At 62.2% G+C, this 25,794-nt stretch carries 26 protein-coding genes; 20 read left to right on the top strand and 6 right to left on the bottom strand.

Annotated features, from left to right (window positions below; genetic code table 11):
• Positions 1-265: 265 nt before the first annotated feature.
• The 6 genes from AC1DYC_RS00130 to rpsR all read left to right on the top strand — a co-directional run bounded on the left by AC1DYC_RS00130 (position 266) and on the right by rpsR (position 5,738).
• Positions 266-619, top strand: coding sequence for a hypothetical protein (locus AC1DYC_RS00130; protein ID WP_477402926.1), 354 nt, complete (start codon positions 266-268; stop codon positions 617-619).
• Positions 619-1,881, top strand: coding sequence for an ABC transporter ATP-binding protein (locus AC1DYC_RS00125; protein WP_477402924.1), 1,263 nt, complete (start codon positions 619-621; stop codon positions 1,879-1,881). The genes AC1DYC_RS00130 and AC1DYC_RS00125 overlap by 1 nt, the downstream gene beginning before the upstream one ends.
• Positions 1,881-3,653, top strand: coding sequence for a hypothetical protein (locus AC1DYC_RS00120; protein ID WP_477402923.1), 1,773 nt, complete (start codon positions 1,881-1,883; stop codon positions 3,651-3,653). Before AC1DYC_RS00125 ends, AC1DYC_RS00120 begins: the two co-directional genes overlap by 1 nt.
• A gap of 8 nt (positions 3,654-3,661) precedes the next feature.
• Positions 3,662-4,723, top strand: a complete 1,062-nt coding sequence (locus AC1DYC_RS00115) for a trypsin-like peptidase domain-containing protein (protein ID WP_477402921.1) — start codon at positions 3,662-3,664, stop codon at positions 4,721-4,723.
• Positions 4,724-4,989: 266 nt separating this feature from the next.
• Positions 4,990-5,490 (top strand): 30S ribosomal protein S6, encoded by a 501-nt coding sequence (gene rpsF, locus AC1DYC_RS00110; protein ID WP_477402919.1) that lies wholly within the window; start codon positions 4,990-4,992, stop codon positions 5,488-5,490.
• Positions 5,490-5,738, top strand: a complete 249-nt coding sequence (gene rpsR, locus AC1DYC_RS00105; protein ID WP_006203718.1) for a 30S ribosomal protein S18 — start codon at positions 5,490-5,492, stop codon at positions 5,736-5,738. Before rpsF ends, rpsR begins: the two co-directional genes overlap by 1 nt.
• Positions 5,739-5,768: 30 nt before the next feature.
• Here the strand turns inward: rpsR and AC1DYC_RS00100 are convergent, their stop codons facing one another.
• The gene (locus AC1DYC_RS00100; protein ID WP_477402917.1) at positions 5,769-6,008 is read right to left on the bottom strand and encodes a hypothetical protein; all 240 of its coding nucleotides are present in this window, start codon (positions 6,006-6,008) and stop codon (positions 5,769-5,771) included.
• Between AC1DYC_RS00100 and rplI the strand changes: the two genes are divergently transcribed.
• From rplI to AC1DYC_RS00050, 10 genes are all read left to right on the top strand, one after another.
• A complete protein-coding gene (rplI, locus tag AC1DYC_RS00095; RefSeq protein WP_477288139.1) occupies positions 6,007-6,591 on the top strand; it encodes a 50S ribosomal protein L9 in 585 nt (194 codons plus the stop codon). The genes AC1DYC_RS00100 and rplI overlap by 2 nt on opposite strands.
• A gap of 179 nt (positions 6,592-6,770) precedes the next feature.
• Positions 6,771-8,120, top strand: a complete 1,350-nt coding sequence (locus AC1DYC_RS00090) for a class I SAM-dependent methyltransferase (protein WP_477402915.1) — start codon at positions 6,771-6,773, stop codon at positions 8,118-8,120.
• Between the two features lie 164 nt (positions 8,121-8,284).
• A complete protein-coding gene (locus tag AC1DYC_RS00085) occupies positions 8,285-9,262 on the top strand; it encodes a small ribosomal subunit Rsm22 family protein (protein WP_477402913.1) in 978 nt (325 codons plus the stop codon).
• A gap of 218 nt (positions 9,263-9,480) precedes the next feature.
• The gene (locus AC1DYC_RS00080; protein ID WP_477288145.1) at positions 9,481-10,971 is read left to right on the top strand and encodes a replicative DNA helicase; all 1,491 of its coding nucleotides are present in this window, start codon (positions 9,481-9,483) and stop codon (positions 10,969-10,971) included.
• A 230-nt stretch (positions 10,972-11,201) separates the two neighbouring features.
• Entirely contained in the window at positions 11,202-12,605 is a 1,404-nt protein-coding gene (radA, locus tag AC1DYC_RS00075) for a DNA repair protein RadA (protein ID WP_477288147.1), read from the top strand.
• Positions 12,606-12,653: 48 nt separating this feature from the next.
• Entirely contained in the window at positions 12,654-13,325 is a 672-nt protein-coding gene (locus AC1DYC_RS00070) for a CvpA family protein (protein WP_477301946.1), read from the top strand.
• Between the two features lie 129 nt (positions 13,326-13,454).
• Complete coding sequence (gene purF / locus AC1DYC_RS00065) at positions 13,455-14,936, top strand: amidophosphoribosyltransferase (RefSeq protein WP_112397309.1); 1,482 nt, start codon at positions 13,455-13,457, stop codon at positions 14,934-14,936.
• Positions 14,937-14,966: 30 nt separating this feature from the next.
• Complete coding sequence (locus AC1DYC_RS00060; protein WP_477402911.1) at positions 14,967-15,722, top strand: SDR family NAD(P)-dependent oxidoreductase; 756 nt, start codon at positions 14,967-14,969, stop codon at positions 15,720-15,722.
• Positions 15,723-15,801: 79 nt separating this feature from the next.
• On the top strand, positions 15,802-16,431 hold the full coding sequence (locus tag AC1DYC_RS00055) for a hypothetical protein (protein WP_477402909.1): 630 nt from the start codon (positions 15,802-15,804) through the stop codon (positions 16,429-16,431).
• 138 nt (positions 16,432-16,569) lie between these two features.
• A complete protein-coding gene (locus tag AC1DYC_RS00050; RefSeq protein ID WP_023689120.1) occupies positions 16,570-16,791 on the top strand; it encodes a hypothetical protein in 222 nt (73 codons plus the stop codon).
• A 152-nt stretch (positions 16,792-16,943) separates the two neighbouring features.
• Here AC1DYC_RS00050 and AC1DYC_RS00045 read toward each other — a convergent pair whose 3' ends face one another.
• Positions 16,944-17,450, bottom strand: coding sequence for an OsmC family protein (locus AC1DYC_RS00045; RefSeq protein WP_477402907.1), 507 nt, complete (start codon positions 17,448-17,450; stop codon positions 16,944-16,946).
• Between the two features lie 138 nt (positions 17,451-17,588).
• Here AC1DYC_RS00045 and AC1DYC_RS00040 point away from each other — a divergent pair, with 138 nt between their 5' ends.
• On the top strand, positions 17,589-19,091 hold the full coding sequence (locus AC1DYC_RS00040; RefSeq protein ID WP_477402905.1) for a S10 family peptidase: 1,503 nt from the start codon (positions 17,589-17,591) through the stop codon (positions 19,089-19,091).
• A gap of 10 nt (positions 19,092-19,101) precedes the next feature.
• Here the strand turns inward: AC1DYC_RS00040 and AC1DYC_RS00035 are convergent, their stop codons facing one another.
• A complete protein-coding gene (locus AC1DYC_RS00035; protein WP_477402903.1) occupies positions 19,102-19,533 on the bottom strand; it encodes a nuclear transport factor 2 family protein in 432 nt (143 codons plus the stop codon).
• Positions 19,534-19,884: 351 nt separating this feature from the next.
• Between AC1DYC_RS00035 and AC1DYC_RS00030 the strand changes: the two genes are divergently transcribed.
• Entirely contained in the window at positions 19,885-20,808 is a 924-nt protein-coding gene (locus AC1DYC_RS00030; RefSeq protein ID WP_477402901.1) for a DMT family transporter, read from the top strand.
• Positions 20,809-20,959: 151 nt separating this feature from the next.
• Here the strand turns inward: AC1DYC_RS00030 and AC1DYC_RS00025 are convergent, their stop codons facing one another.
• Positions 20,960-21,823, bottom strand: a complete 864-nt coding sequence (locus AC1DYC_RS00025; RefSeq protein ID WP_477402899.1) for a LysR substrate-binding domain-containing protein — start codon at positions 21,821-21,823, stop codon at positions 20,960-20,962.
• A 112-nt stretch (positions 21,824-21,935) separates the two neighbouring features.
• On the opposite strand from AC1DYC_RS00025, the gene AC1DYC_RS00020 reads away from it, so the two are divergent.
• Positions 21,936-22,343, top strand: coding sequence for a tautomerase family protein (locus AC1DYC_RS00020; RefSeq protein WP_477402897.1), 408 nt, complete (start codon positions 21,936-21,938; stop codon positions 22,341-22,343).
• A gap of 4 nt (positions 22,344-22,347) precedes the next feature.
• On the opposite strand, the gene AC1DYC_RS00015 is transcribed toward AC1DYC_RS00020, so the two are convergent.
• Positions 22,348-22,854: an RES family NAD+ phosphorylase gene (locus AC1DYC_RS00015; protein WP_477402895.1), complete on the bottom strand. Its 507-nt coding sequence runs from the start codon at positions 22,852-22,854 to the stop codon at positions 22,348-22,350.
• Entirely contained in the window at positions 22,851-23,339 is a 489-nt protein-coding gene (parS, locus tag AC1DYC_RS00010; protein WP_477402893.1) for a type II RES/Xre toxin-antitoxin system antitoxin, read from the bottom strand. The genes AC1DYC_RS00015 and parS overlap by 4 nt, the downstream gene beginning before the upstream one ends.
• Positions 23,340-23,538: 199 nt before the next feature.
• Here parS and AC1DYC_RS00005 point away from each other — a divergent pair, with 199 nt between their 5' ends.
• Complete coding sequence (locus AC1DYC_RS00005) at positions 23,539-25,761, top strand: AMP-binding protein (protein WP_477402891.1); 2,223 nt, start codon at positions 23,539-23,541, stop codon at positions 25,759-25,761.
• Positions 25,762-25,794: the final 33 nt, after the last annotated feature.

Genomic DNA, 25,794 nt, shown 5'->3' with positions numbered 1-25,794 from the left:
TCGTTAGTGCAACGGTGCGAACTTGTTGGCGATCTGCTGGAACAAGTCGGGGCGCTTAGCCGGTTTGCTGTGCCGGGGATGCTTTCGACTTGCGACCGGATGTATGGCGGCGCCACCCCGCGACCGACACCTCTTTCCAAAGGAGGCGGTAACAAACCGATCTCAAACAAACCAGTCGGTTGCCAGCCAACACGTTCAACTATAGATTTCGTTCAGGGGATTTCTGCTTGCAGTGATGCGAGCTACGAGGGGAATACTTCGGGGGATGGCAAACGCTGCCGATGTTGTTTTCAGGGAAAAGGAGCTGGACGGGCTGGTTGCCGCCGGTCAGTTTGAATACTTCTTCGATCGGATGCTGGATTTTGCGACGGAATTTGGCACCCGCGACGATCGAAATGAAGCGCTGGTCAGGTGCGGCTCCTTTTCAGACATTGTGAGGCAACTCCGCAAGCAGACTATTACCGAGAGTGATTTCAAGGTTCAGCGCGCCAAATGTGTGTCCGACGCTTTGAACCATAAGGACGATATCTATGAGGCGGTGATCCTGCGGTCGCCGCCGGTTGTTGTTGTCGTCCCACCGCAAGTACCGAATGGCCCTGTACCCGGTGGAACCTCCTGATGTCTGAGAACATCACGACCGAGGCTGAATCCACGCGCCAGGATCTGATGCTTGATCCGGCGTCCGGCGCAGACAGCCTGATCCGGTTCGCCAACATCTTTGCCTTTGATCGAAAACTTCGCCATCGGGCACTTCTGCTCAAGGCGACCTTCTCCGATAGCTCTGAGCAGATCGAGCAGACGAAGCTGCAGACGGAAATGCTTGCGCTGCTGGACAGCATTGTTGCCGACCATGAACATCCACACGAAGACGTCCTGCGCAACAAGCAGGCTTTCGACGAGCGCCTTGACCAGTATCAGCCGGTCGAGCTCGATCGCAGCATCGTGTTCGAATGCCACAATCTCGGGCACACCTACCGGACCGGCAAGCCGGAGGAATTCCGGCTCCATGGCGTCGACCTGAAATTGCGACTGGGCGAGATCACAGGAGTGGTGGGCGAAAACGGCAATGGCAAGACCACATTGTTTCGAATGGTCGTCGGCGAACTGAAGCATATGGAGGGGACGCTCTGCTATCCCTATCTAGGCGCGCCCGCGGAGTCGGTCATCGACTGGTCGAAAGTCAAGGCCCAGATCGCCTATGTGCCGCAATCACTGGCCAAATGGCACGGAACGCTGGAGGAGAACCTGCGGTATGCCGCAGCGACGAAAGGTATCCTCGGCGCTGAAAACGATCGGGAGTTCACCTACGTCGTAGAAAGGTTAGGGCTCGGCGAATACCTTGAGCTTGGCTGGAACGAGTTGTCTGGTGGCTTCAAGCTGCGTTTCGAACTCGCGCGGGCTCTGATCTGGAAGCCCAAATTGCTTGCACTGGATGAGCCGCTGGCAAATCTCGATATCCGATCACAACTTACCGTGCTGCGCGATATCCGCGACCTGTCGCGTTCGATCAGCGATCCGATGGCTGTGCTGCTCAGTTCGCAACATCTGCATGAGGTCGAGGCCATTGCCGATGACATTCTTTTCCTCACCGACGGGCGGGTCGTCTACAATGGCCCGATCGAGGGCGTCGGCGAAAACCGGCGGCAGAACATGTTTGAGCTGGACTGTCGCGACGACATCTCCGAGTTGCGCGAGAAGCTGCGTCGGCCCATGGTGGAACGCGTTTCGTACAATGGAATGTCGTTCGTGGTGACGACCAACCGGCAATTGAGCCGCGAACAGTTTCTAGAGATCCTGAAAGGCCAGAAAGTCGACTTCACCTATTTCCGCGACATCTCCCGTTCGGTGAAGCAGCTCTTTGAATCGGGAGAAGCCGTCTGATGGCAGGGATCATCAATTCAAGGACGAGAATGCTCAGGGGGCTAAGCCACCTGAGCCCGATGCAGCAATTCGACAAGTGGCTGCTGGCAGCGCGGCCCATTATTTGGCGCACAAGCATTCTACACGTGCTGTGGTGGTCGCTGCTCGGGTATTGCGCGCTCTGCGCCCCCGCGGCACTTATTCAAGTTAGTCCCACGGACATTCCCACGCTCGCGACGCTGGACTTCTATGCCCTCTTCATCTGGGTGCCCATTGTATTTGCGATGGCTTACTGGATGTTCTCCCTGTGGCGAATCTCGCCTCCCAGAGTTGACTGGCGAACATTCCTGACCACGCTGCTCTTGTATTTCGTCTGTCTCTACGCCGCAGGAGCCATCCCCACCGGGCTCAATCATATTTTGTCCAGGAAAATTGCCGCCACCCAACCCGACAGTGCGTTTGCGAGCGACTACGACACAATGGCCAAATATGCCTTTGGCCTTTGCTTTGAAGCAAACGACGATCAGGCGAGAAAAGCTACTGCTGCGATATCGCCCAAATATGGATTGAACTCTTCGTTCGACGATTCAAGCTCGTGCGGCAGTTTCGGAACCGAATGCTCCTCTCAGTCATGCGCTACGTTCTCCAACAAGAACAATATTCCCGTTGCCGGAACAGGACTTTCGGACAGAATGCACGTCGTAAAATGGAGCAAGGATTTTGCTGACGGTGGATCCAATGAGATCTCTTCCAGATCGAGCTTTCTTGATCGCAACAGGGCGATCCTTTTCCTTCTGCTGTCTCTTCTCATGGCCACGTGCCATCTCTCGAACAGCGCCTACAATCCCGCCGACTCGGAGCGGCGATTTTCCTGGAGGAAATTAATCCCCAATCCCAAGCGGATTACACCAAATGGCATAATTCGCTGGGATAGAAAACTTCTGGTAGGAAATCCTTATTTTTGGTCTACTGGAATACACATAGTTTTTATTTACAATTTTTTAGTGCAAATTATATCGATATCTATGATAGTTTTACTATTTGTGATTTTTGCATACACGATAGATACCGCATATATCTCGTACATATTTGTGTACGCACTTCTTTTCTTTATACCTCCCATTCTTATTATTACTTTGTTCAAACTTGATCGACATTTCGAATTCAACAATCCTTCAAATCACGTCCTGTACCTTGTATCCAGCTTTTTTTCTTCATCCCTAGGTATTTTTGTTTTATTTCTTATCGCGATATACGTCTACAATGCAATTGATATGGAGCTCGGCACTGCCGTTGCGGCGCTTGGCATACTGTTGGCTCATGGAATATATATGGCGTCAAATTTTTCTTACGCATCAAAGGTATGGGACGTAAAGCTTGCCACCTTCGGCGCTCTATTTTCGATTTTATTATACTTTTCGGTGATAGCTTCGGTTGTAGTTTTCTTTAGTGGCGGAATGACTTATTTGATTGTTTTTTCTATACTTATTATTCCCGCTCTGTCGTTCATAATTTTCTATGTGCCGCGGAAATTTATGAACGGATCTGCAAGCATTTACCTTCTAATGTTTGCGATATTTTCAACACCATCAATTTCATTGCTTATTTTCATACTTATATTTTTGGCGTTTATCGCGTCGAGCATTTATAACTATTTTGATTTTTCCTTTGGTGCCCTTGTGTCATTGGCGGTGCTTCTGGTGGCGTTTCTCCCAATCCTTCTGACGGTCTCTCTGTATCGTCCCGTATTCCGCGCCATCCACCGAATCTACATGGCGCCGGTCGACAGCTGAGGTTATCCATGCACGAAATCCTCCAGGACGCCCAGAACCAGATCGCCGAGGGTTACACGGCGGAAGCGGTAGACCTCTTGCGCAATTTCATCGCCGGCCAGCCGAGAGACGGCAGCCCGGCGGGAAAGAGGATGGCGGGCTTTTACCGCGAACTCATCATGAAGGCCGGCGAAATACGCGACCTGGCCGGAGAACGACGCCGGGGCGTCATCACCCAGGACCAGGCAACGACGCGCAAGGCGCAGATCAACGCTAACGTTCTCGATCTCATCGATGAGATCGACGGCGCGCTGGCAAAGGCGCAAACGCCGCTGCCGCCGCCGACGCCGTCGGTAAACCTGGCGCCGCCCCAGGAAAGCGCCCTGGAAAAGGTGTGGAGCGGGACGCTGCAGAGCATCTCCTGGCTCTACAAGGGGGTCGAAGCGTCACGTTCCATCTGCCGCGTCGTGTCGCCTGCCGGCCTGGGGACAGGCTTTCTCGTTGCGCCAGGGATTGTGCTCACCAACAACCATGTCGTTCCATCGGCCGAGGCGGCTGCCGGAACGGTGGTCGAATTCAATTTCGAAGAGGATGCAGCCGGACGATTGCGGGCGCACAGCACCTATCCGGTCGACCCCAAGGCATCCTTCGTGACCAGCCCCATCGACAAGCTCGACTGCACCATTCTGCGCATTCTCGAGGCTGACGGCCAGCCACCATTGTCCTCCTGGGGTGTCCTGCAGCTTGTCGAAGGGGCGGCAGGCAGCATCGCGGTCGGCGCTCATGTCACCATCATCCAGCATCCCTCTGGTGGACCGAAGAAGATCGCTGCAACCGCCAACGAGGTGGTCAACATTTTCGAGCAGCGGCTGCAATATATGACCGACACGATGCCGGGATCGAGCGGATCGCCGGTGTTCAACGACGCCTGGAAAGTCGTCGCCATTCATCATTCCGGCGGAAATATCGTGAAGAATGCGCTGGGTGAGCGGTTTTTCGCCAATGAAGGCATTCTGATCAGCAAGATCCTGGACACGCCTGAATTCCGCCAGGTGCTGTTGCCGCCTGTCGCCAAGCCGGCCGTACAGTGACGCCGCCCTGCTTGCATCCTGGCCAAATTGCTGTATAGACGCCCGCAATCTGCCGGTCCTTGCTGGGGGCTGAACGGAGGGCCGGAGGTTTTACCCAAAACCTTCGTGTGAAGCCAGAAGCGCTTCCGCCTCCCGTGTCTCCGCTCTCGACCGTCTCGAAATGCTCCTTTCTTCCCCGCCCCCTTCGGGACCAGCGGGTCAGAGAAGTTGCAGAGGCTTTTGCCGCGAGGATCCGGGAGAGAAACGAAGAAAGGCACTGAACCACTATGGCTCTATACGAACATGTGTTCCTTGCCCGGCAGGACCTCTCGCAGCAGCAGGTCGATGCGCTTGTCGAACAGTACAAGGGCGTCATCGCAGCAAATGGCGGGTCCGTCGGCCGGGTCGAGAACTGGGGACTGAAGTCCCTCACCTACCGGGTCAACAAGAACCGGAAGGCTTACTACACGCTTATGGACCTCACCTGCCCGCCCGCAGCGCTCAACGAGATGGAGCGCCAGATGGGCCTGTCCGAAGACGTGCTGCGTTTCCTGACCGTCAAGGTCGAGGCGCATGAGGAAGGCCCGTCGGCCATGATGCAGAAGCGCGAAGAGCGCTCGGAACGCGGCGGCTTCGGCGACCGCGACCGTGGCGATCGTGGTCCGCGCTCGTTCGGCGACCGTGATCGTGGCGACCGTGGTGATCGTCCGCCGCGCTCGTTCGGCGATGCCGGTGGCGATCGTGGTCCGCGCCGTCCGCGCGAAGGTGTTGAAGGGGGTGCAGAATAATGGTCGACATCAATCAGATCCCGACCCGGCGCCCGTTCCATCGCCGCCGCAAGACCTGCCCGTTCTCCGGCGCCAACGCGCCCAAGATCGACTACAAGGACGTGCGTCTGCTGCAGCGTTACATTTCCGAGCGCGGCAAGATCGTGCCGTCGCGCATCACCGCCGTCAGCCAGAAGAAGCAGCGCGAACTCGCCAAGGCGATCAAGCGCGCCCGTTTCCTCGGCCTGCTGCCCTACGTGGTTCGTTAAGACTTTCGAGCGGGCGGTTCGCCGCCCGCTCTATTCTCCCACGGCGACGGGCGCCGCATGGGTATTTTGATGATGCATGTCGTTGTCCCAAAACCGGGACCCACTTTTGGGCGACATGCATTGAAATCCCGAGTTGAGGTGAAAAGCCTCTAACTCCCGCGACAGGCAGGACAGCGACACCGGCGCCAAGGCGCTCAGAGCTTCCTGACCTGTTCCACTCAATTCGGCGCCGACCTTATGATCGGTGCCCAGACGAAGGAACAAGACCATGCAAGTGATTCTTCTCGAACGCGTTTCCCGCCTCGGCCAGATGGGCGATACCGTCAAGGTCAAGGACGGCTTTGCCCGCAATTTCCTGCTGCCGCAGGGCAAGGCGCTGCGCGCCAACGAAGCCAACAAGAAGAAGTTCGAAGGCCAGCGCGCCCAGCTCGAAGCCCGCAACCTCGAGCGCAAGTCGGAAGCCAGCCAGGTCGCCGAAAAGCTCGACGGCAAGAGCTTCATCGCCGTGCGTTCGGCCGGCGAAACCGGCCAGCTCTACGGTTCGGTGTCGACCCGTGACATCGCCGAGCTGCTGACGGCCGAAGGCTTTTCGGTCAACCGCAACCAGATCCAGCTCAACCAGCCGATCAAGACCATCGGCGTCACCAATGTGGCGATCGCGCTGCATCCGGAAGTCGAGGTCACCATCAGCCTCAACATCGCCCGCACGGCCGAGGAAGCCGAGCGCCAGGCCAAGGGCGAGACGCTGACCACAGCCGAAGCCATCTATGGCGACGACATCAACGACAATGCGCGGCCGGAGAACTTCTTCGACCCGAACACCGAGTTCGAAGGCGGCGAAGACAACGCCTGATCGCTTAAGGACAAGCGAAGGGGAGCAGCGCTCCCAATCACATTGTCGTCATCCAGCCTTTGTGGACCAATGCCCGGGCCGTCTCGCCCGGGCATTTTTATGCCAAATGGAACTTTTCGAGCCCCTATATATTAAGGCAGAATTAGACAGCCAGTCTGACCGTGAGGGGACATTTGGTGATGAATATTCTGTTGAAGCGCGTTCTCGACCGCCTGGTGCGCACAGGCAATCTCAAGGTGACAGGGCCGAAGGGTTTGACCGTGGTTTTCGGCGACGGCAGCGGCGAGCCGGTGCACATGCACATCAAGACCAGGCACGCCGAACGCGCCATCACCTTCGATCCGATGCTGGCGGTGCCGGAATCCTACATGGACGGCGAACTCGACATCCTTGAGGGCGGCGTTCTCGGCCTGATGCGCATCGCCTTCCAGAACATGGGCAGCGGCGGCATCGACGCCACCTGGTCGAAGGCGATCGAGGGCCTGCGCCACGCTTTCCGCCGTCTGCAGCAGATCAACACCGCCTCGCGCTCGCGCCGCAACGTGCAGCGCCACTACGATCTGTCGGGCGACCTCTACCGGCTCTTCCTCGACGAGGACATGCAGTATTCCTGCGCCTATTTCGAACAGCCGGACATGACGCTCGACGAGGCGCAGGTCGCCAAGAAGCGCCACATCGCCGCCAAGCTCAGGCTGAAGGCCGGCCAGACCGTGCTCGACATCGGCTCCGGCTGGGGTGGGCTTGGCCTCTACCTCGCCAAGGCTTTCGACGTCGACGTGCAAGGCGTGACGCTGTCCACCGAACAGCACGGCGTCGCCACCGACCGGGCGCATGCGCAAGGCCTGCAGGACCGCGTGCATTTCGAGCTGAAGGACTACCGCGAACTCAACGAGCGCTTCGACCGCATCGTCTCGGTCGGCATGTTCGAGCATGTCGGCGTCAACCATTTCCGCACCTTCTTCGAAAAGTCGGCGACGCTGTTGAAGCCGGACGGCGTCATGCTGCTGCACACGATCGGCCGCTCCGGCGTGCCGTGGGCGACCAGCGCCTTCGTCCGCAAATACATCTTCCCCGGCGGCTACATCCCGTCGCTGTCGGAGGTGATGCCGGCGATCGAGAAGTCGGGGCTGGTGGTTACCGACATCGAGATGCTGCGGCTGCACTATGCCGATACGCTGAAGCACTGGGGCCAGCGCTTTGCCGCCAACCGCGACAAGGCCAAGGCCATCTATGACGAGCGCTTCTGCAGGATGTGGGAGTTCTATCTCGCCGCCTCGGAAGCCGCCTTCCGCTGGCAGGATCTGGTGATCTTCCAGATCCAGATCGCCAAGAAGAACGACACGCTGCCGATGACGCGCGACTATATGGCCAAATGTGAAAAGGCGCTGGAAATGCGCGAGATGGGGCATCGACAGGAAACGGCAGCCGCCGAGCCTGCTGTTGCCAGGTCCGTCGCTGCGCGATCGGTTGCTGCCAGGTCCGCTGCCGCCAAGCCGGCACGCCGCCGCAAGGTGTCGGATCGGGAATAACGCCTCGATTGCGGATTGCCGCTTGCCATTGCCGGCTATGACACTGAAAAAGGTCTCGTTTTCGCGAGGCCTTTTTTGATGACCACCCTCCTCTTCATCGCAGCCGTCCCTGCCGGGATTGCCGGCGCCTCCGTCATCCTGCTCGCGCCACGGGCAGCCTGAGCGTGGAACTGCCCGCACCGCTCCGACAAGGCATCGAACGCCTGCTCGAAACAATACCGCTGCCGGCGCTGCGCCAGGCGGCCAAGACGCTGTCCGACCGCTACCGCGCCGAACTGCGCGATGGCCGCCTGCACATGGCCGAGGAGATGGCGGTCAAAGCCTATCTGACGACGCGGCTGCCGGCGACCTATGCCGCGGTGCGCGCCAGCCTGGATGCGCTCGCCGATGCACGGCCCGATTTCCAGCCAAAGAGCCTGCTCGATGTCGGCGCCGGTCCTGGTACGGTGCTTTGGGCCACCACGCACCAGTGGCCTGACCTCCAGCAGGCCGTGCTGGTTGAAGCCAGTGCGGCCGTGCGCAAGGTCGGCCAGTCGCTCGCTCTTGAAACCATCGCCGCCAGCACCGACTGGCGCGCCGGCGACGTCACCATCGACCTTGCCGATCTCAAGCCTGCCGATCTGGTGACCTGCGCCTATGTGCTGGACGAGATCGCGCCGGCATCGCTGCCGAAACTTGTCGGCCGGCTCTGGCAATTGACGGCCGATACGCTGCTGATCGTCGAGCCGGGCACGCCGGCCGGCTGGCAGCGCATTCTGGCAGTCCGGCAGCAATTGCTGGAGGCCGGCGCGCATGTGCTGGCACCGTGTCCGCACGAGGCGCCCTGCCCGCTCGAGCCGCCCGACTGGTGCCATTTTTCGCGCCGCGTCGCACGCTCGCGCCTGCACCGGCTGGCCAAGGATGCGGATGTGCCTTGGGAGGACGAGAAGTTCATCTACGTCGCGGCGTCGCGGCAGCCGGCGCCCGCACATCAGCCGCGCGTCATTGCGCCGCCGAAATCGGGCTCCGGCAAGGTGCTGCTCAAACTGTGCCTGCCGGACGGCAGCGCAGACGAGACGCTTTTCACCAAGCGCGACGGTGAGCTGTTCAGGGCAGCGCGGCGGCTGGACTGGGGCGATAGATTGGACGGACGAAGCGGATAGCCACCGAGATTGTTCTTGCTTCGTTCCTGTCGAGCCAATACAATCAGCATTTGGCGAGTCAATCGGAATCAGAGCACGGGAATTCTGTCCTGTGGACGGTTTGCCGTCCCTGTGGACAGCGGGCATCAACGCCGATTGGGCGCAACTGATGCATATAAGTCAGCACCGGATCTTTCGCGTTCTGGTATCGAGAAGCCGGGATCGAAATCGGGGACATCATGGCAGAGGCAGCACGAAAATTCGGCGTGGCGGAGCAACCGCTTTATCGTGAGGCGCCGAACAACATCGAGGCCGAGCAGGCGCTGCTCGGCGCCATCCTCGTCAACAACGATGCCTTCTACCGGGTCTCCGACTTCCTCAAGGCCGGCCATTTCTATGAGCCGCTGCACCGCAAAATCTTCGAGGTCGCAGCCGAGCTCATCCGCATGGGCAAGGTGGCGACGCCGATCACGCTGAAAACCTTCCTGCCGGCCGACGAGAAGGTCGGCGACATGACGGTGGCGCAATATGTCGTGCGCCTCGCCGTCGAAGCCGTCACCGTCGTCAACGCCACCGACTATGGCCGCGCCATCTATGATCTGGCCACGCGCCGCGCGCTGATCACGGTCGGCGAGGACATGGTCAACATCGCCTATGACGCGCCGGTCGACATGGCGCCGTCCGAGCAGATCGAGGATGCCGAGCGGCGGCTGTTCGAGCTGGCCGAGACCGGCCGCTACGATGGCGGCTTCGAGAGCTTCACCGACGCCGTTAAGACCGCCGTCGACATGGCCAACGCCGCCTATATGCGCGACGGCCACCTGTCAGGCCTCGCCACGGGCATGCGCGATCTCGACCGCCGCATGGGTGGCCTGCAGGCGTCGGATCTGATCATCATTGCCGGCCGTCCGGGCATGGGCAAGACATCGCTCGCCACCAACATCGCTTTCAACATTGCCGAGATGTATGTGCCGGCGCAGCAGGCCGACGGCTCGTTCAAGGCAGCCAATGGCGGCGTCGTCGGCTTCTTCTCCCTGGAAATGTCGTCTGAACAGCTGGCTACCCGTATCATTTCCGAACAGACGGAAATTTCGTCGTCAAAAATCCGCCGCGGCGAGATTTCGGAGATGGATTTCGAGAAACTGGTCGCCTGCTCGCAGACCATGCAGAAAATCCCGCTGTTCATCGACCAGACCGGCGGTATTTCCATTGCTCAGCTGTCCGCTCGCGCGCGCCGTCTAAAACGCCAGCGCGGCCTCGACCTCATCGTCATCGACTATATCCAGCTGATGCAGGGTTCATCCGCCAAGGCCTCGCAGAACCGCGTGCAGGAAATCACCGAGATCACCACCGGCCTCAAGGCGCTGGCCAAGGAACTCTCCGTGCCGATCATCGCGCTGTCGCAGCTGTCGCGTCAGGTCGAAAGCCGTGAAGACAAGCGCCCGCAGCTCTCCGACCTTCGCGAATCCGGCTCGATCGAGCAGGACGCCGACGTGGTGATCTTCGTCTATCGCGAGGAATATTATCTGAAGAACCGCGAGCCTAAGCCCGGCACCGACGAGTACATCAAGTGGGAACACGAGATGAACGAGATGCGCGGCAAGGCAGAAGTCATCGTCGCCAAGCAGCGCCACGGCCCGACGGGCTCGGTCAGCCTTGCCTTCCATGGCGAATTCACGCGGTTTTCCGACCTTGCTGAAGAGCATCATATTGCGGAGAGGTTTGAGTAGCTTTTTGGCCTACCGTCACACTCCGTCACACCCCCCTCTGGCCTGCCGGCCATCTCCCCCGCAAGGGGGGAGATCAGCGCCTTTGCGGGTGGCACTCATCTTGCGACGTCGGCGATTGGCGAAAGCATCGATGGCAGCCAATCTCCCCCCTTGCGGGGGAGATGTCCGGCAGGACAGAGGGGGGTGCGCAGGATCGCCGACCTCTGGCTATCTGCAGGCCGCCCCGCCCCATGGCTAAATCCCGCGTCCAGTTCATCTGCCAGAATTGCGGATCAGTGCATCAGCGCTGGGCCGGCAAATGCGATGCGTGCGGTGAGTGGAACACGCTGGTCGAGGAAGGCACGTCGGGCGGCATTGGCTCCGGACCGGCCAACACGCGCAATGCCCGCAAGGGCCGCGCCGTGGTGCTGACCAGCCTGTCCGGCGACATCGAGGATGCGCCGCGCATCATCTCGGGCATTGGCGAACTCGACCGCGCCACCGGCGGCGGTTTCGTGCGCGGCTCGGCGCTGCTGGTCGGCGGCGATCCCGGCATCGGCAAGTCGACGCTGCTCACCCAAGCGGCTGCCGCACTGGCGTCAAAAGGTCACCGCATCGTCTATGTCTCGGGCGAAGAAGCCGTCGCGCAGATCAGGCTGCGGGCACAGCGGCTTGGCGTCGCCGACACACCGGTCGAACTCGCGGCCGAAACCAATGTCGAGGACATCCTGGCCACCATCGCCGATGGCAGGCGGCCGGATCTCGTCATCCTCGATTCGATCCAGACGCTGTGGACCGACATGGCCGATTCGGCACCCGGCACCGTCACCCAGGTACGCGCCGCTGCCCAGGCGATGATCCGCTATGCCAAATCCACGGGTGCTGCCATCGTGCTGGTCGGCCATGTCACCAAGGAAGGCCAGATCGCCGGCCCGCGCGTCGTCGAGCACATGGTCGACGCGGTGCTCTATTTCGAAGGCGAAGGCGGCCACCACTACCGCATCCTGCGCACGGTCAAGAACCGCTTTGGCCCGACCGACGAGATCGGCGTCTTCGAAATGTCCGACAAGGGCCTGCGCGAAGTCGCCAACCCGTCGGAGCTGTTCCTTGGCGAACGCCATGCAAAGTCGCCGGGCGCGGCGGTTTTCGCCGGGATGGAGGGCACGCGGCCGGTGCTGGTCGAGATCCAGGCGCTGGTGGCGCCGTCTTCGCTCGGCACGCCGCGCCGCGCCGTCGTCGGCTGGGACGGCGCGCGGCTGTCGATGATTTTGGCCGTGCTCGAGGCCCATTGCGGCGTGCGCTTCGGCACCCACGATGTCTATCTCAACGTCGCCGGCGGCTACCGGATTTCCGAGCCGGCTGCCGATTTGGCGGTCGCTGCTGCACTGGTTTCGTCGCTCACCGGTCTTGCCCTTCCCGCCGATTGCGTCTATTTCGGCGAAATCAGCTTGTCGGGCGCGGTGAGGCCGGTTGCGCATGCGCAGCAACGCCTTAAAGAGGCCGAAAAGCTGGGTTTTGGAAGTGCGGTTCTGCCCTTGGGCAGCGAGGAGGTTGTCGGGGGGATCGGAGCCGGCGCTTTCCAGCCAACCGAACTTGCCGATCTCGTGGCACGCATAGCCGGCTCAAGGCGCAGCCGTGTCGACGAGGAAGACTAACGCGGCTCGCCCGAGCCGTGAAAAGAGAATCGGAGTGGGGCGAACAACATGCCGATTACGCTGCTTGACGGAATTCTCGTCGGCTTCACCCTGGTCTCGGCGATGCTTGCCATGGTTCGCGGCCTGTCCCGTGAAATCCTGTCCGTCGTCTCCTGGGCGGCTGCCGCCGCGGCGGCATTCTTCTTCTACAAGCCGGTGCTGCCTTACGTTCAGCCCTATGTCGAAAGCGACAAGATCGCCATGGCGGCGTCCGCCGGCATCGTTTTCCTCATCGCGCTGATCGTCGTTTCCGTCATCACCATGAAGCTTGCCGACTGGATCATCGATTCCAGGATCGGCGCGCTCGACCGTACGCTCGGCTTCCTCTACGGCGCGGCGCGCGGCATCCTCGTCGTTGCGGTGGCGCTTCTGTTCTTCAACTGGCTGGCCGGCGCCAAGGCTCCGGCCTGGATCGCCAACGCCAAGTCGAAGCCGCTGCTCGAGACCATCGGCGCAAAGCTGGAAAGCCTGCTGCCCGAGGATCCGGAAAACGCCATCCTGAAGAAGCTCAATCCGAATCAGCCGGCAGCACCCGAGACACCTCCGGCAGCCGATGCGCCGGCGGCGGATGCTCCGGCAACAGGCGAGGATGCGCCAGCGCCCGACGACGAGACCGACGCTCCGGCCGACAATGCGCCGGCACAGCCCGCCGCTCCGGCCCCGGCCGCACCGGCAAACTGACCTGAAACGGTATGGCGCCCACCGGGCGGGCGCCATTTATGAGCTGACTATGATGTAAACGGCGCACGGCGTGCGTTGCTTTCGCGGCGCTGTCGCCTTATATGGCCATTTTAGCGGAGCTTGAGCCCCATGGCAGTTTCGAAGGCAGACGCAGACGACGTGCTTTCCGCCGAAGCAGACGATCATTTCCACGACGAATGCGGTGTGTTCGGCATTTTCGGCCGGCAGGACGCCGCGGCCATCGTCACGCTGGGCCTGCATGCGCTGCAGCATCGCGGCCAGGAAGCGGCCGGTATCGTCTCCTATGACGGCACGCAGTTCCATGTCGAACGCCATGTCGGCCTGATCGGCGACACCTTCACCAAGCAGCATGTCATCGACAGCCTGCAAGGCAACCGCGCCATCGGCCACACGCGCTACGCCACCACCGGCGGCGCCGGCATGCGCAACATCCAGCCCTTCTTCGCCGAACTCGCCGATGGCGGCTTCGCCGTCGCCCACAACGGCAACCTCACCAACGCCATGACCGTGCAGCGCGCGCTGCAGAAGCAGGGCGCGATCTTCTCGTCGACCTCCGACACCGAGACACTGCTGCACCTGGTTGCGACCAGCAAGGAGCGCGACCTCAACTCTCGCTTCATCGACGCCGTGCGCCAGGTCGAAGGCGCCTTCTCGCTGGTGGCGATGACCTCCAAGAAGATGATCGGCTGCCGCGACCCGCTCGGCATCCGCCCGCTGGTGCTCGGCGACCTCGACGGCGCCTGGATCCTCGCCTCCGAAACCTGCGCGCTTGACATTATCGGTGCCCGCTTCGTTCGCGACCTGAAGCCCGGCGAAATGGTCGTCGTGACCTCGAAGGGCATTGAGAGCCTGTTCCCGTTCGAGCCGCAGAAGACCCGCTTCTGCATCTTCGAATATGTTTATTTCGCCCGTCCGGACTCCTCGGTCGAAGGCCGCAATGTCTACGAGGTGCGCAAACGCATCGGCGCCGAACTGGCGCAGGAAAGCCCGGTCGAGGCCGATATCGTCGTGCCGGTGCCGGATTCCGGCACGCCGGCGGCGATCGGCTTTTCCCAGGCCGCGGGCATCCCCTTCGAACTCGGCATTATCCGCAACCACTATGTCGGCCGCACCTTCATCCAGCCCGGCGATTCCATCCGCCATATGGGCGTAAAGCTCAAGCACAACGCCAACCGCCGCATGATCGAGGGCAAGCGCGTGGTGCTGGTCGACGATTCCATCGTGCGCGGCACCACCAGCCAGAAGATCGTGCAGATGGTGCGCGATGCCGGCGCCCGGGAAGTGCATATGCGCATCGCCTCGCCGCCGACGAGCGCGTCGTGCTTCTACGGCGTCGACACGCCGGAGAAGTCGAAGCTTCTGGCGTCGCGCATGTCGATCGAGGAGATGGCCGAATTCATCCGTGTGGATTCGCTCGGCTTCCTCACCATCGACGGGCTCTATCGCGCCGTCGGCGAGGCCGGCCGCGACAATGAGCAGCCCCAATTCTGCGACGCCTGCTTCACCGGCCAGTACCCGACCCGCCTGCTCGACTTCGAAGGCCACGACAATGTGCGCACGCTGTCGCTGCTGGCGAACAACGGGGCCTAAAGCCCAACTGCCATCCTTGAAAGCGCTCGCATGACCCTCGACCTCTCCGGCCGCATCGCGGTCGTCACCGGCGCTTCGCGCGGCATCGGCTATTTCATTGCCAAGGAACTTGCCGCCGCCGGCGCGCATGTGATTGCGGTTGCCCGCACCGTCGGCGGCCTGGAAGAGCTCGATGACCAGATCAAGGCCGAACGCGCAAAAACCGGCAAGGGCGAAGCGACGCTGGTGCCGCTCGACCTCACCGACATGCCCGGCATCGACCGGCTGGGCGGTGCCATTCATGAGCGCTGGGGCAAGCTCGACATCCTCGTGGCCAATGCCGGCGTGCTCGGGGTCATCTCGCCGATCGGCCATGTCGAGGCGAAAACCTTCGAGAAGGTGATGACCATCAATGTCATCTCGACTTGGCGGCTGATCCGCTCGGTCGACCCGCTGCTCAGGCTCTCCGACGCCGGCCGCGCCATTCTCATGTCATCCGGGGCCGCGCATTCGGCGCGCGCCTTCTGGGCGCCTTATGCGGCGTCGAAGGCGGCGGTGGAAGCCATGGCGCGCTCCTGGGCGCATGAGACACAAAGCATGGCGCTGCGCATCAATGCTGTCGATCCCGGCGCCACCCGCACCGCGATGCGTGCTCAGGCCGCGCCCGGCGAAGATCCGGAGACGCTGCCGCACCCATCAGAGATTGCAAAGCGCATCGTGCCCTTGGCCAGCCCCGAGTTGAAGGAGACGGGGCTGATCTTCCAGGCCAGGCACCAGCGCTTCGTCGCCTATCAGCAGCCGGAATAAAAGCTGGGCTGAATCGGGATTAAACAGGCCTCCAGTTACGTTTCTTCGAATGTAGGACATTCGAAACCGGAGGACCGACATGCGTAGACTTCTTCTCGTTGCCACCGCTGCGATTGCCGCCACGGCTGGCGCAGCCTTCGCCCAAGACGCCAAGATGAGCTTCTTCGTGACGAGTGTCGGTTCCGGCAAGGGCGCCGATCTCGGCGGGCTCAAGGGCGCCGATGCGCATTGCGCCTCGCTGGCAGAGGCTGCTGGGGTGACCGGCAAGGAATGGCACGCCTATCTCTCGACCGCCGATATCGATGCGCGCGACCGCATCGGCAAGGGCCCGTGGGTCAACGCCAAGGGCGAAAAGATCGCAGACGACGTCGCCTCGCTGCACAGCGATGCCAACGCCATCAGCAAGCAAACGGCGCTCACCGAAAAGGGCGAAGTGGTCAACGGTCGCGGCGACAAGCCGAACCGGCACGACATTTTGACCGGCTCGAAGCCCGACGGCACCAAGATCGCCGACCAGACCTGCGGCGACTGGACGCTAAGTGGCGCGGAGGGCGCGGCGATGATGGGCCATCACGACCGCACCGGGTTGGACGAGTCGGCGGCGGCGAAATCCTGGAACTCCTCGCATGCCTCGCGGGGCGGCTGCAGCCAGGACGCGCTGAAAGGCACCGGCGGCGACGGCCTGTTCTACTGCTTTGCGGTGAACTGAGAGACGTGTGGGGGAGCGGTTCTGTTCACGGGTCTGTGATGATCTGGCAGGGCCCTCCCCCGTCGCCCTGCTTTCGCCATCAGCCGGGAGTTGCTAGGGTCGATCCGAATCCGACATCCATCAAAGCGAGGAATTCCCATGGCTGCTCCCAGCGTAGCATTGGTCTGGTACCTGGTGATCGCCGGCCCGCAAGGCGGCATGGTGGTGCTGCCCAGCACCTTCGACACCCGCGAACAGTGCACCAACGCCATCACCGAATACCAGAAGCAGCCGACCCCGGCCGGCTGGGCAGTGAACTGCGTGCCAAGCGCCTCGCCGTTTACGGATGAGGGGGACGCGGAAGAGCCGGCGGCGCAGTAGCGTAATCTCCCCCCTTGAGGGGGAGATGGCCGGCAGGCCAAAGGGGGTCGCCGCGCGTAGAGCGCCAACCTCCTTCTGCCATATGAGGTCGCGCCCGGTCGGCCCGACCCCCTCTGTCGCCTTCGGCGACATCTCCCCCTCAAGGGGGGAGATTAGCGCCACGCGCTCACCGTCAACTCCGGCTTGCTGTTTATGGTCTGGAACACCACGCAATAGCGTTCGGTCAGCTTGATGAGTGAATCGATGCGCTCCTGCGGCTCGTCCGTGTCGAGGTTGAAATTCAGCCGGATGGCGCGGAAGCCGACTGGGGCATCTTTGGCCACGCCAAGCGTGCCGCGAAAGTCGAGATCGCCTTCGGCCTCGACGGTGGCAGCACCAAGCCTGAACTCCAGCGCCGTCGCCACCGCCTTCAGCGTCACGCCGGCGCAAGCGACCAGCGCCTCGAGGAGCATGTCGCCCGAACACAGTTCGAGCCCTGAGCCACCGGTTGCAGGATGCAGCCCGGCCACGGCCAGCGCCCTGCCCGTCTCGACCTTGCAGGCAATCGACTGGTCGTCGATCGAGCCCCTGGCGCGAAGCGTGATCAGCGCCTGCGCGGCATCGCCGCGATAAGCCTCCTTCAGCGGCGCCTGCATGGCTTTGAGTGCGGTGGCGTCCATGGCCTGTCCCTTTCGAGTCCTTCACGCTTTGATAGCACTGATATGCCGGCGGGACAGAGGGGCCACGACGTCGCGAATAGTTACTTTGACTTCGACCGCCTAGACCATACCTATGCGGGAGCCATTCCCGGAGGTGTCATGCGTGCCAAGCTGAAGCTCATTCCCGCAATTCTCCTGATGCTTGGCACACTGATAGCGCCAGGCCTAGCCGAAACGCCCGAGCGCCCCGCCCCTGCCGGCGGTGTGCTGTCGCTGCTGCCGGCGCCGCAGATCACCAGTCATTCGATCACCATTGCCGGGCGCACGCTGGACTACCAGGCCAAGGCCGGCACGCTGTCGCTGCTTTCCGGCAAGGCCGATGTCACGGCTGAGATCTTCTATGTCGCCTACACGCTGCCACCGGCGGGCGCAGAGAAGGCTCGTCCCATCACCTTCGTCTTCAATGGCGGTCCGGGCGCCGCGTCGGCCTATCTGCATCTCGGCGCGCTAGGGCCGCGCGTCATCGCGACCGGCGCGGATGGGCAATTCCTGCCGCCGCCGCAAAAGCTGATCGACAATCCCGACAGCTGGCTCGACATGACCGATCTCGTTTTCGTCGATCCGGTCGGCACCGGCTACAGCCGCGAGGCGCCCGGCCAGGACACGAAAGATTTTTGGGGCGTCAGCCAGGACGCCAGTTCGATCGGCGCTTTCATCCGGCTCTATCTCGCCCAGAACGGCCGCACCGGATCGCCGCTCTTCCTTGCCGGTGAAAGCTATGGCGGGTTTCGGGCGGCGCTTCTCGCCAGGACCCTGCAGGAGGATGTTGGCCTGAGCCCGAACGGCATCGTGCTGATCTCGCCGGCGCTGGAATTCACGCTGGTGCTGCCAGACGAATTCCAGCCGCTGCATTGGGCGCTCGAACTGCCCTCGCTGGCGGCGGTGCGGCTGCGCAGCGAAGGCATCAGCGGCGAGGCATTGCGTGAAAAACTCGCCGTGGTCGAACAGTACGCTCTGGGTGACTACCTCACGGCTCTGACCAGCGGGCTGGAACAAGGCGGGCGGCTGGCCAGCCAGCGCGTGGCCGAGATCACGGGCCTGCCGCTCGAGCTCGTGCAACGCAATTTCGCCCGCATTCCGACCGGCCTGTTCGCGCGTGAATTTCAGCGCACCGGCGGCAAGGTGCTCAGCCCTTATGACGGCATGATCGCCACTGCCGACATCGCGCCGGAAAGCGCCCCCAGCGCCGGCCCTGATCCAGTGCTCGACCGCAGCGTGCCGGCACTGACCTCGGCCTTAGTCGCCTATGCGCGCGACGAGCTGAATTTTCGTACCGACGTCAGCTACCGGTTGCTCAATGGCGACGTGACCCACAATTGGGACTACGGCGGCTCGCGGCAAGGTTATGCCGGGGTGATGGACGATCTGCAACGCGCGCGCTCGCTGAACCCGGCGCTCGGCGTGGTGATCGTCAATGGCGACACCGATCTGGTGACGCCCTATCTCGCCTCACGCTATCTGGTGAACCAGCTCCCGACGCTCGCCAACGCCAAGCCCATCCGTCTCGACGTCATCGAGGGCGGCCACATGATGTATTTCAGGCCCGACGGCCGGCGCGCGCTGAAGGAGGCCGCTTCGGAGCTTTACCAGGCGACGCAGTGAGGTGGCGAGGTCACGAACCGGTTCCACTGCTGGTCGTTGGCGGACGGCGCCCGGAGAGGGCTTCAACCGCGTCTTCGATGCCGACAACCTGGCGCTCGACGTCCTCCAGATACAATCGCCCGGCCACAATCTGACCGTCGATGATCTCGAACAGCGTGACCCCGCGCACCTCGAAGGGTTGCCCGTCGCTGCGAGTCCCTGACCAATGCCATTCGATCCAGGTCGTGTCACCGTCTTGGACCGAGCGCGTGATCGCCGCGTGGAAGTCAGGTATTCCCGTGAACATGGCCTCCCAGTTGGCGCGCATCTGCTCACGCCCAACGAAGGCTCTGCCCGGGTGCGCCGGCTGTACGCTCCGATAGTTCTCGTGGATGAGAGCGGTGACAGCGTCGAGATGATGCGCGTTCATCGCCGTCACCAGTCGATCGATTACTTCGGTCATCGAAACTCCCGGGCTTATGCAGCGCACGCATTGGCGCGCCCTCTCCGTAGTCCGCTGCCGGGTTGAGCCGCGCCGATCAATCCGCGAGCCCTCAAAATTACCTGATTGGGCTGGGGCCGTCCAGCATTGCAAGACCCCGAACATGCACGTCCGCCGCCGCGCGCAATGGCGTCAGCGACCACTGTTAAGTGGCTTTTGTCCGCGTAAAAGCCCTTTGTATGCATCAGCGAATGCCGCCGGCCCCTGCCCCAACGTAAGCCCGAAGCTGGCGCAGAGGCGCGCCGGCTGTGCCATGGGATGATGCCCCCTGCTGACAGCAAGGTGCCAGGACAGCAAGCGTAGTCTGGTGACATGGCGGATTCCCTCGACAAGCCCGACACGCTCATGAACAGCGCGGCCAGCATCGCCGCCGAGCGTACGCTCGGCATCACGCTGGTGTCGGCGTCGGCGGCTTTCTTCGCCCTCACCGGCGTGCTGACCAAATCGATCCATGCCGACCCGCTGACCATCACCTGCTGGCGCGGTTTCGTCGGCTCGATCCTGATCACCTTCTATGTGCTGTGGCGGCGGCGCCGCTCCGGCGGGCGCGAGAGCCTGCGGCTTGGCTGGCGTGGCTGGCTGCTGGCGATCGAGGGCGCGGCGGCCAGCATCGCCTTCATCTCGGCGTTCAAATTCACTTATGTCGCCAATGTCGCGGTCATCTATGCCACCGCGCCCTTCATCACCGCGCTGCTCGCCTTCGTGCTGGTGCGCGAGCCGTTCCGGGCGCAGACGCTTGTTGCCGCTGCCGTCTCGCTGTGCGGCGTTGCGATCATGGTTGGCTCCGGCTTCGGCAGCGGCCATTTGTTCGGCGACGGGCTCGCACTGCTGATGACCACCGGCAGCGCGCTCTACATGATCATGGTGCGCGCCTTCCGCGACATGCCCGTGGTGTGGGCGGGTGCGGTGTCGGCGTTCCTTTTGTTCGTGTTCGGCTGGTTCGTTACCGACCCGCTGGCGGTTTCGAGCCGCGACGCCGTGCTGCTCGTTGCCTTCGGAGGATCGTTTGCAATGGCGTCGATCCTGTGGACGGAAGGCTCGCGGCTGATCCCGGCGCCCGAATCCGGCCTGCTCGGCGCCGCCGAAGTGCCGTTCGCGATCCTGTTTGCCTTCCTGTTCCTGGGCGAGATCGCACCGGCCGCCAGCCTGATCGGCGGCGCCATCGTGCTGTGCGCGGTTTTTACCCATGCCGGGCGTGATTGGCTGGTGGCGAGAAAAAGTGCGGCAGCCCCATAATTATTTTCGGAGTCATGGAACCATCATTCGACTCAGGCATTATTGGTGCGACGGGTCACCCCCCAAGTCCCCCCAAACCCCTCGACCCGTCTTCCTCAAAGCCGACCGTAAAGGTCGGCTTTTTCTTTGGATATCAGCAGGTAAGGGGAAATCAGCCGGTAAGGCCGGGCAACGCGAGATTGTCGCTGAGCAAGGCGGCAAGGTCGCGTGCCGGCCGTTCGGCGCCCTGGCCGAGCCGGATGGCGAATTGTGCGATCGGCACCGGCGGCAGGCCGAGTTCGCGCGGTGCTTCAACGATGCCGGAATGGGCAAAGCGGGCGGTGCGCAAGGTCAGCGCTATGCCGGCGTTGACCGCGGTGCGCAGGCCGGCAAGGCTGGCGCTGCCGGCGGCGATGCGATAGCGGCGGCCGGCGGCATCGAGGGCTGCGAGTGCCGCTTCGCGAAAGCCGCAATACGGGTCGAGCAGCGCCAGCGGCAACTCCTCTTCCCGCACGGCAAGGCCCCTTTGCGAGCACAGCCACAGCATCGGCTCGCTGAACAGCCCGACTTCGTCATTGGCCGGGGTTTTGCGCATGATGATGGCCAGATCGAGCTGACCGGCCTGGAGCGCGTCGCCAAGTTCGGCCGAGCGGCCGACGCGCAGTTCGATCCTGACGCGCGGATGGCTGGTCGCAAAGGCGCGCAGCAGTTCCGGCAGGCCGCTGTCAGCGAAATCCTGCGTGGTGCCGATGGCGACGCGGCCGGCGGCGCGCGCGCCTTTCAGCGCCAGCCAGGCCTCGCTGTGCACCGCAAGGATACGCCGGGCATGCCCGACCAGATCCTCGCCGGCCGGCGTCAGGCCTCGCCCGCGCCCCTGCGCCACCAGCAGCGGTTCGCCGACGATCTCCTCCAGCCGCTGCATCTGGGCCGTCACCGCCGAGGGCGAGCGGCCGACAACAGACGCAGCCTGGGCCAGTGAACCGCCATCGACAAAGGCGAGGAAGGTTTTCAGCAGATCGGGATCGAGCGCTTGCATACTTCGATAATACAGAACCTTTTATTCGAAACAATTCGATTTTTTTGATCATACTGTAGTGGCATGGTCTCTCCAACGGCAAACAGACGCCGCTCAAACCAAGGAGAGAAAAATGCCCATCATCAACATCAGCGTCACCGGCAAGCCCGACGCCGGGCTGTCCGCGACAATTGCCAAGGAAATCACCGAGCTGACGGCGACCCATCTGCGCAAGGACCCGACGATCACCGCCGTCGCCGTCAACTATGTCGACCCGCAGCACTGGTTCGCCGGCGGCAAGTCGCTGGCCGAGCATGGCGCCAACACCTTCTGGCTCGACATCAAGGTGGTCGACGGCACCAACACCAAGCTGGAGCTGGAGGCGTATCTGAAGGCGATCTTTGACGCCTTTGGTAGACTGCTGGGTGGTGTGCACGAGGAGAGCTATGCCTTCGTGCACGAAGTGCCAGCCGCTGCCTATGGCTATGGCGGCAAGAGCCAGGAGTTCCGGTTCATCAGCGGGCGGCTGAACGCGGCTTGATTGCTTACCCAGCAGGAGGATGAAGCCTTGTATCAAGCGCGAAATCCTCCTGGAGATGCAACCTGTAAAGGCCTGCCGCCCGGCCGGGGTCGAACACTAGGTTCCAGCTGTGCTGGGATACCGCGCTGGGGATTAGAAAGATGGGATGCTTTGCCAGCAGACTGTCGCCGAACTGCTGCTGTCCCGCGCCGGGAATGCCGGGACGCAGCCAGTTCGCGTTCGGGACATCGTCGGTTTGCACCACATAAATCTGTGATGGATCGACGATGTCGAATGCCGTCAGCACGTGAGGAACACTATCCAATGTGCGGAACCCCTTGTGGACTGCCACCTCAAGAATGGCGGTCGACGGGTCGATGGACGCATAGACCGCTCTGACCCCTTTGCTGTTCCACCTTCCGCCAAGCTTGAAGGCTCCTTCGCCACTGTCCCATGTTGCCTTGAAGCGTCTGTGATCAAGCCTCCAGCCCAACACATGCCCTGTTCCGAGAGAACCCGGCAAAGGCGTCACGCGTAGACACCGTAGTCGAGCCGTTCAAGAAACTCCTGCACAAGCGCGGTCCCCGCCGCGGTGGCCAGCAGATCGATCGGCCGGTGGTTGTCCAACCCCATGGCCGGCTCAATCATCCATTTTTCCGCGTCTTCCTGAGTTCCGAGCACGGATGTGGCTTTCGTCAGGACCTTGGCGAAATTCCACGTTCTGGAACCTTGCTCCCGACTGAGGGTCTTGGAGTGATCCGATTTGTGCCGCTGAAATGTCCGCTCGCTCATGCCGAATGCAGTTTCAAACGCATCAGCGGGATCAATGACGGTCAGGCGCCTGACGAGGCTCTCGAGTGCCTGGCCCGGAATTCCATGCATGATCATTTCATGAGCTTCGAGCGGACTGGCTACCAAGAATCCAAGAACCTTCGGTCCGCCAAACAGGTCGACCATTCGTTCGAATTCCGGCTCCATATACGGTGCTTCGGCAAAACCCATCGGGGAACTGGCCATGTTCTTCTCCGTCACGTGTCGCTTTATTTACGACACGTGTCACAACATTTCAAGACCTACGTTTGGCTCATCCCTTGGCGACGGCAGATTGGAACACCGCTCCATCGCGCCCGCGCATTGACCTTACCCCCCATTGCGCTACCCTCTGCTGCAAAGCGGACGAAGAGCTGCAATACTGGAACGTTGGGAGAGACGCGGCATGATCCTGACACTGGCGCTGCTTGCAGGCCTTGTGCTGGCCTGGCTGCTGATTGCCGCGATCGAGACCTTTCGCCTCGACCTGCGCTTCACCCAGGCGCCGCTCTATGTGCCGTTCAAGCTTGCCTACCGGATCGAGGATAGTCGCATCCGCATTGCCCGCAACGCGCCGACGCCGGTGATCTACGTCGTCTCGCACCAGTCGCGCTTCGAGCCGGCGCTGATGCTGTCGCTGCTGCCCGACGACACGCTGCACATTCTCGACGAGGCCTCGGCGCGTTCGCCCTGGCTGGAACCATGGCGCGAGCTTGGTCGCACCATCGCCTTCAACGCCGAGCATCTTTTCGTCAGCCGGCGGCTGGTCAGGGTGCTGAAGGGCAAGGGCCGGCTTGCCGTCTACCTGCCCGATGACGTCGAACCCGACGTGAAGGCGTTCCGCCTCTTCCGCGCCGTCACCCGCATCGCCATGCAGGCCGACGCCCGCATCGTGCCGATCTTCGTCGCCGGCGCGCGCGACCTGCCGGTGTCCTTGACACCAAAAGACCGGGCGCCCCGCCACTGGTTCCCAAAACTGTCGATCAGCGTGCTGGAGCCGATGACGATTGCCGAACTGGTGGCGCGCAATCCCGACCAGGCTTCCAACACCAATGCGCTGTTCGACCGCATCGCCGAGGCCAGGCTTTTCGGCAGCAACCTCGATCGCGGCCTGTTCCTGGCCATGCGCGATGCAGCCGATCGCACCGGCGCCTCGCATCCGATCATCGAGGACGTGATCAGCGGCTCGCTCAGCTATCGAAAGATGTTCATCGGCGCGCGCGTGCTCGGCCGCCGTTTCGAGGCAGTGACGGCACCCGGCGAAGCCGTCGGGGTGCTCTTGCCCAACGCCAATGGCGTGGTGCTGTCCTTCGTTGGCCTGCTATCGGCGGGCCGTGTCGCGGCGATGATCAACTACACCGCCGGGCCGGCGAGCGTCACCGCGGCGGTTCGCACGGCGGTCATCCGCACTGTTGTCTCCTCCCGGGCGTTCGTCGAGAAGGCCGCGCTTGCCGACATCATCGCCGCCGTCGAGGCCGGTGGCGCCAAAATGCTGTGGCTGGAGGATGTGCGCGCAAGCGTCACCGCCCTGGAAAAGCTCACCGCGGCTGTGCTGTGGCGCCTGCCGCTGCAGCGGCAGGATGCGGCGAAGCCCGCGGTGATCCTGTTCACTTCGGGCTCGGAAGGTACGCCCAAGGCCGTGGTGCTGTCGCATCGCAATCTTCACGCCAACGCCATGCAGGCTGAGGCGCGCATCACCATTTCGCCGTCCGACATCCTGCTTAACGTGCTGCCGGTTTTTCACTCTTTTGGGCTGACCGGCGGCACCATCCTGCCTTTGGTGACCGGGGTAAAGCTGTTCCTTTACCCCTCGCCGCTGCACTACAAGATCATCCCGGAGATCGCCCGCAAGGTGAAGCCGACCATCATGTTCGGCACCGACACCTTCCTCGCCAATTATGCCCGCACCGCCAAGGATGGCGATTTCTCCAGCCTGCGTTTCGTCGTCGCCGGCGCCGAAGCGGTGAAGCCGGAGACGCGCCGCGTCTACCGCGAGCGCTTCGATGCCTCGATCATCGAGGGGTTCGGGCTGACGGAGGCAGCGCCGGTGGTTGCCGTCAACACCGCCATCCATGGCCGCGACGGCACGGTCGGACGGCCCTTGCCGGCGATGCGAATGAAGCTTGAACCGGTCGAGGGCATTGAAGACGCTGGAAGACTATGGCTCGACGGGCCGAATCTGATGATGGGCTACATGACGGCGGACCGCCCCGGCGAATTGCAGCCGCTGGACGGCTGGCATGACACGGGCGACATCGTCTCGGTCGACCGCGAAGGCTTCATCACCATTCGCGGCCGGGCCAAGCGCTTCGCCAAGATCGCCGGCGAGATGGTGTCGCTGGGTGCGGTCGAAATGCTGGTGCAATCGCTATGGCCGGAAGAGCGTCACGCCGCGGTGGCGGTGCCGGACAAAAGGCGCGGTGAGCGCATCGTGCTGGTCACCACCGCTGACGACGCCGATCCGGAAGAACTGCGCGCCTTCGGCAAGAAAGCGGGCGCGGCCGAACTGATGGTGCCCAACGACATCGTCAAGGTCGAGGAAATCCCGGTGCTGGGCTCGGGCAAGACGGATTATGTCTCGACGCGGAAGCTGGCGATCGAGAAGCTGGGGCTGGGCGTGGCGGCTTAGGGGCGGTCAGAGACGACTATTCCAAATGCTGGC

Source organism: Mesorhizobium sp. P2_E7 (assembly GCF_056403855.1).
The sequence above is the reverse complement of the archived record's forward strand: the minus strand, read 5'-3'. Positions and strand labels throughout refer to the sequence as shown.

Excerpts from the sequence above, each read along its gene's own strand:
- AC1DYC_RS00055 (WP_477402909.1), top strand. The coding sequence starts at position 15,802 with ATGCGTAGACTTCTTCTCGTTGCCACCGCTGCGATTGCCGCCACGGCT.
- AC1DYC_RS00050 (WP_023689120.1), top strand. The coding sequence starts at position 16,570 with ATGGCTGCTCCCAGCGTAGCATTGGTCTGGTACCTGGTGATCGCCGGC.
- AC1DYC_RS00130 (WP_477402926.1), top strand. The coding sequence starts at position 266 with ATGGCAAACGCTGCCGATGTTGTTTTCAGGGAAAAGGAGCTGGACGGG.
- AC1DYC_RS00090 (WP_477402915.1), top strand. The coding sequence starts at position 6,771 with ATGAATATTCTGTTGAAGCGCGTTCTCGACCGCCTGGTGCGCACAGGC.
- AC1DYC_RS00045 (WP_477402907.1), bottom strand. The coding sequence starts at position 17,450 with ATGGACGCCACCGCACTCAAAGCCATGCAGGCGCCGCTGAAGGAGGCT.
- purF (WP_112397309.1), top strand. The coding sequence starts at position 13,455 with ATGGCAGTTTCGAAGGCAGACGCAGACGACGTGCTTTCCGCCGAAGCA.
- rplI (WP_477288139.1), top strand. The coding sequence starts at position 6,007 with ATGCAAGTGATTCTTCTCGAACGCGTTTCCCGCCTCGGCCAGATGGGC.
- AC1DYC_RS00030 (WP_477402901.1), top strand. The coding sequence starts at position 19,885 with ATGGCGGATTCCCTCGACAAGCCCGACACGCTCATGAACAGCGCGGCC.
- AC1DYC_RS00025 (WP_477402899.1), bottom strand. The coding sequence starts at position 21,823 with ATGCAAGCGCTCGATCCCGATCTGCTGAAAACCTTCCTCGCCTTTGTC.
- AC1DYC_RS00080 (WP_477288145.1), top strand. The coding sequence starts at position 9,481 with ATGGCAGAGGCAGCACGAAAATTCGGCGTGGCGGAGCAACCGCTTTAT.
- rpsR (WP_006203718.1), top strand. The coding sequence starts at position 5,490 with ATGGTCGACATCAATCAGATCCCGACCCGGCGCCCGTTCCATCGCCGC.
- AC1DYC_RS00125 (WP_477402924.1), top strand. The coding sequence starts at position 619 with ATGTCTGAGAACATCACGACCGAGGCTGAATCCACGCGCCAGGATCTG.
- rpsF (WP_477402919.1), top strand. The coding sequence starts at position 4,990 with ATGGCTCTATACGAACATGTGTTCCTTGCCCGGCAGGACCTCTCGCAG.
- radA (WP_477288147.1), top strand. The coding sequence starts at position 11,202 with ATGGCTAAATCCCGCGTCCAGTTCATCTGCCAGAATTGCGGATCAGTG.
- parS (WP_477402893.1), bottom strand. The coding sequence starts at position 23,339 with ATGGCCAGTTCCCCGATGGGTTTTGCCGAAGCACCGTATATGGAGCCG.
- AC1DYC_RS00005 (WP_477402891.1), top strand. The coding sequence starts at position 23,539 with ATGATCCTGACACTGGCGCTGCTTGCAGGCCTTGTGCTGGCCTGGCTG.
- AC1DYC_RS00100 (WP_477402917.1), bottom strand. The coding sequence starts at position 6,008 with ATGGTCTTGTTCCTTCGTCTGGGCACCGATCATAAGGTCGGCGCCGAA.
- AC1DYC_RS00115 (WP_477402921.1), top strand. The coding sequence starts at position 3,662 with ATGCACGAAATCCTCCAGGACGCCCAGAACCAGATCGCCGAGGGTTAC.
- AC1DYC_RS00060 (WP_477402911.1), top strand. The coding sequence starts at position 14,967 with ATGACCCTCGACCTCTCCGGCCGCATCGCGGTCGTCACCGGCGCTTCG.
- AC1DYC_RS00070 (WP_477301946.1), top strand. The coding sequence starts at position 12,654 with ATGCCGATTACGCTGCTTGACGGAATTCTCGTCGGCTTCACCCTGGTC.
- AC1DYC_RS00035 (WP_477402903.1), bottom strand. The coding sequence starts at position 19,533 with ATGACCGAAGTAATCGATCGACTGGTGACGGCGATGAACGCGCATCAT.
- AC1DYC_RS00020 (WP_477402897.1), top strand. The coding sequence starts at position 21,936 with ATGCCCATCATCAACATCAGCGTCACCGGCAAGCCCGACGCCGGGCTG.
- AC1DYC_RS00120 (WP_477402923.1), top strand. The coding sequence starts at position 1,881 with ATGGCAGGGATCATCAATTCAAGGACGAGAATGCTCAGGGGGCTAAGC.
- AC1DYC_RS00040 (WP_477402905.1), top strand. The coding sequence starts at position 17,589 with ATGCGTGCCAAGCTGAAGCTCATTCCCGCAATTCTCCTGATGCTTGGC.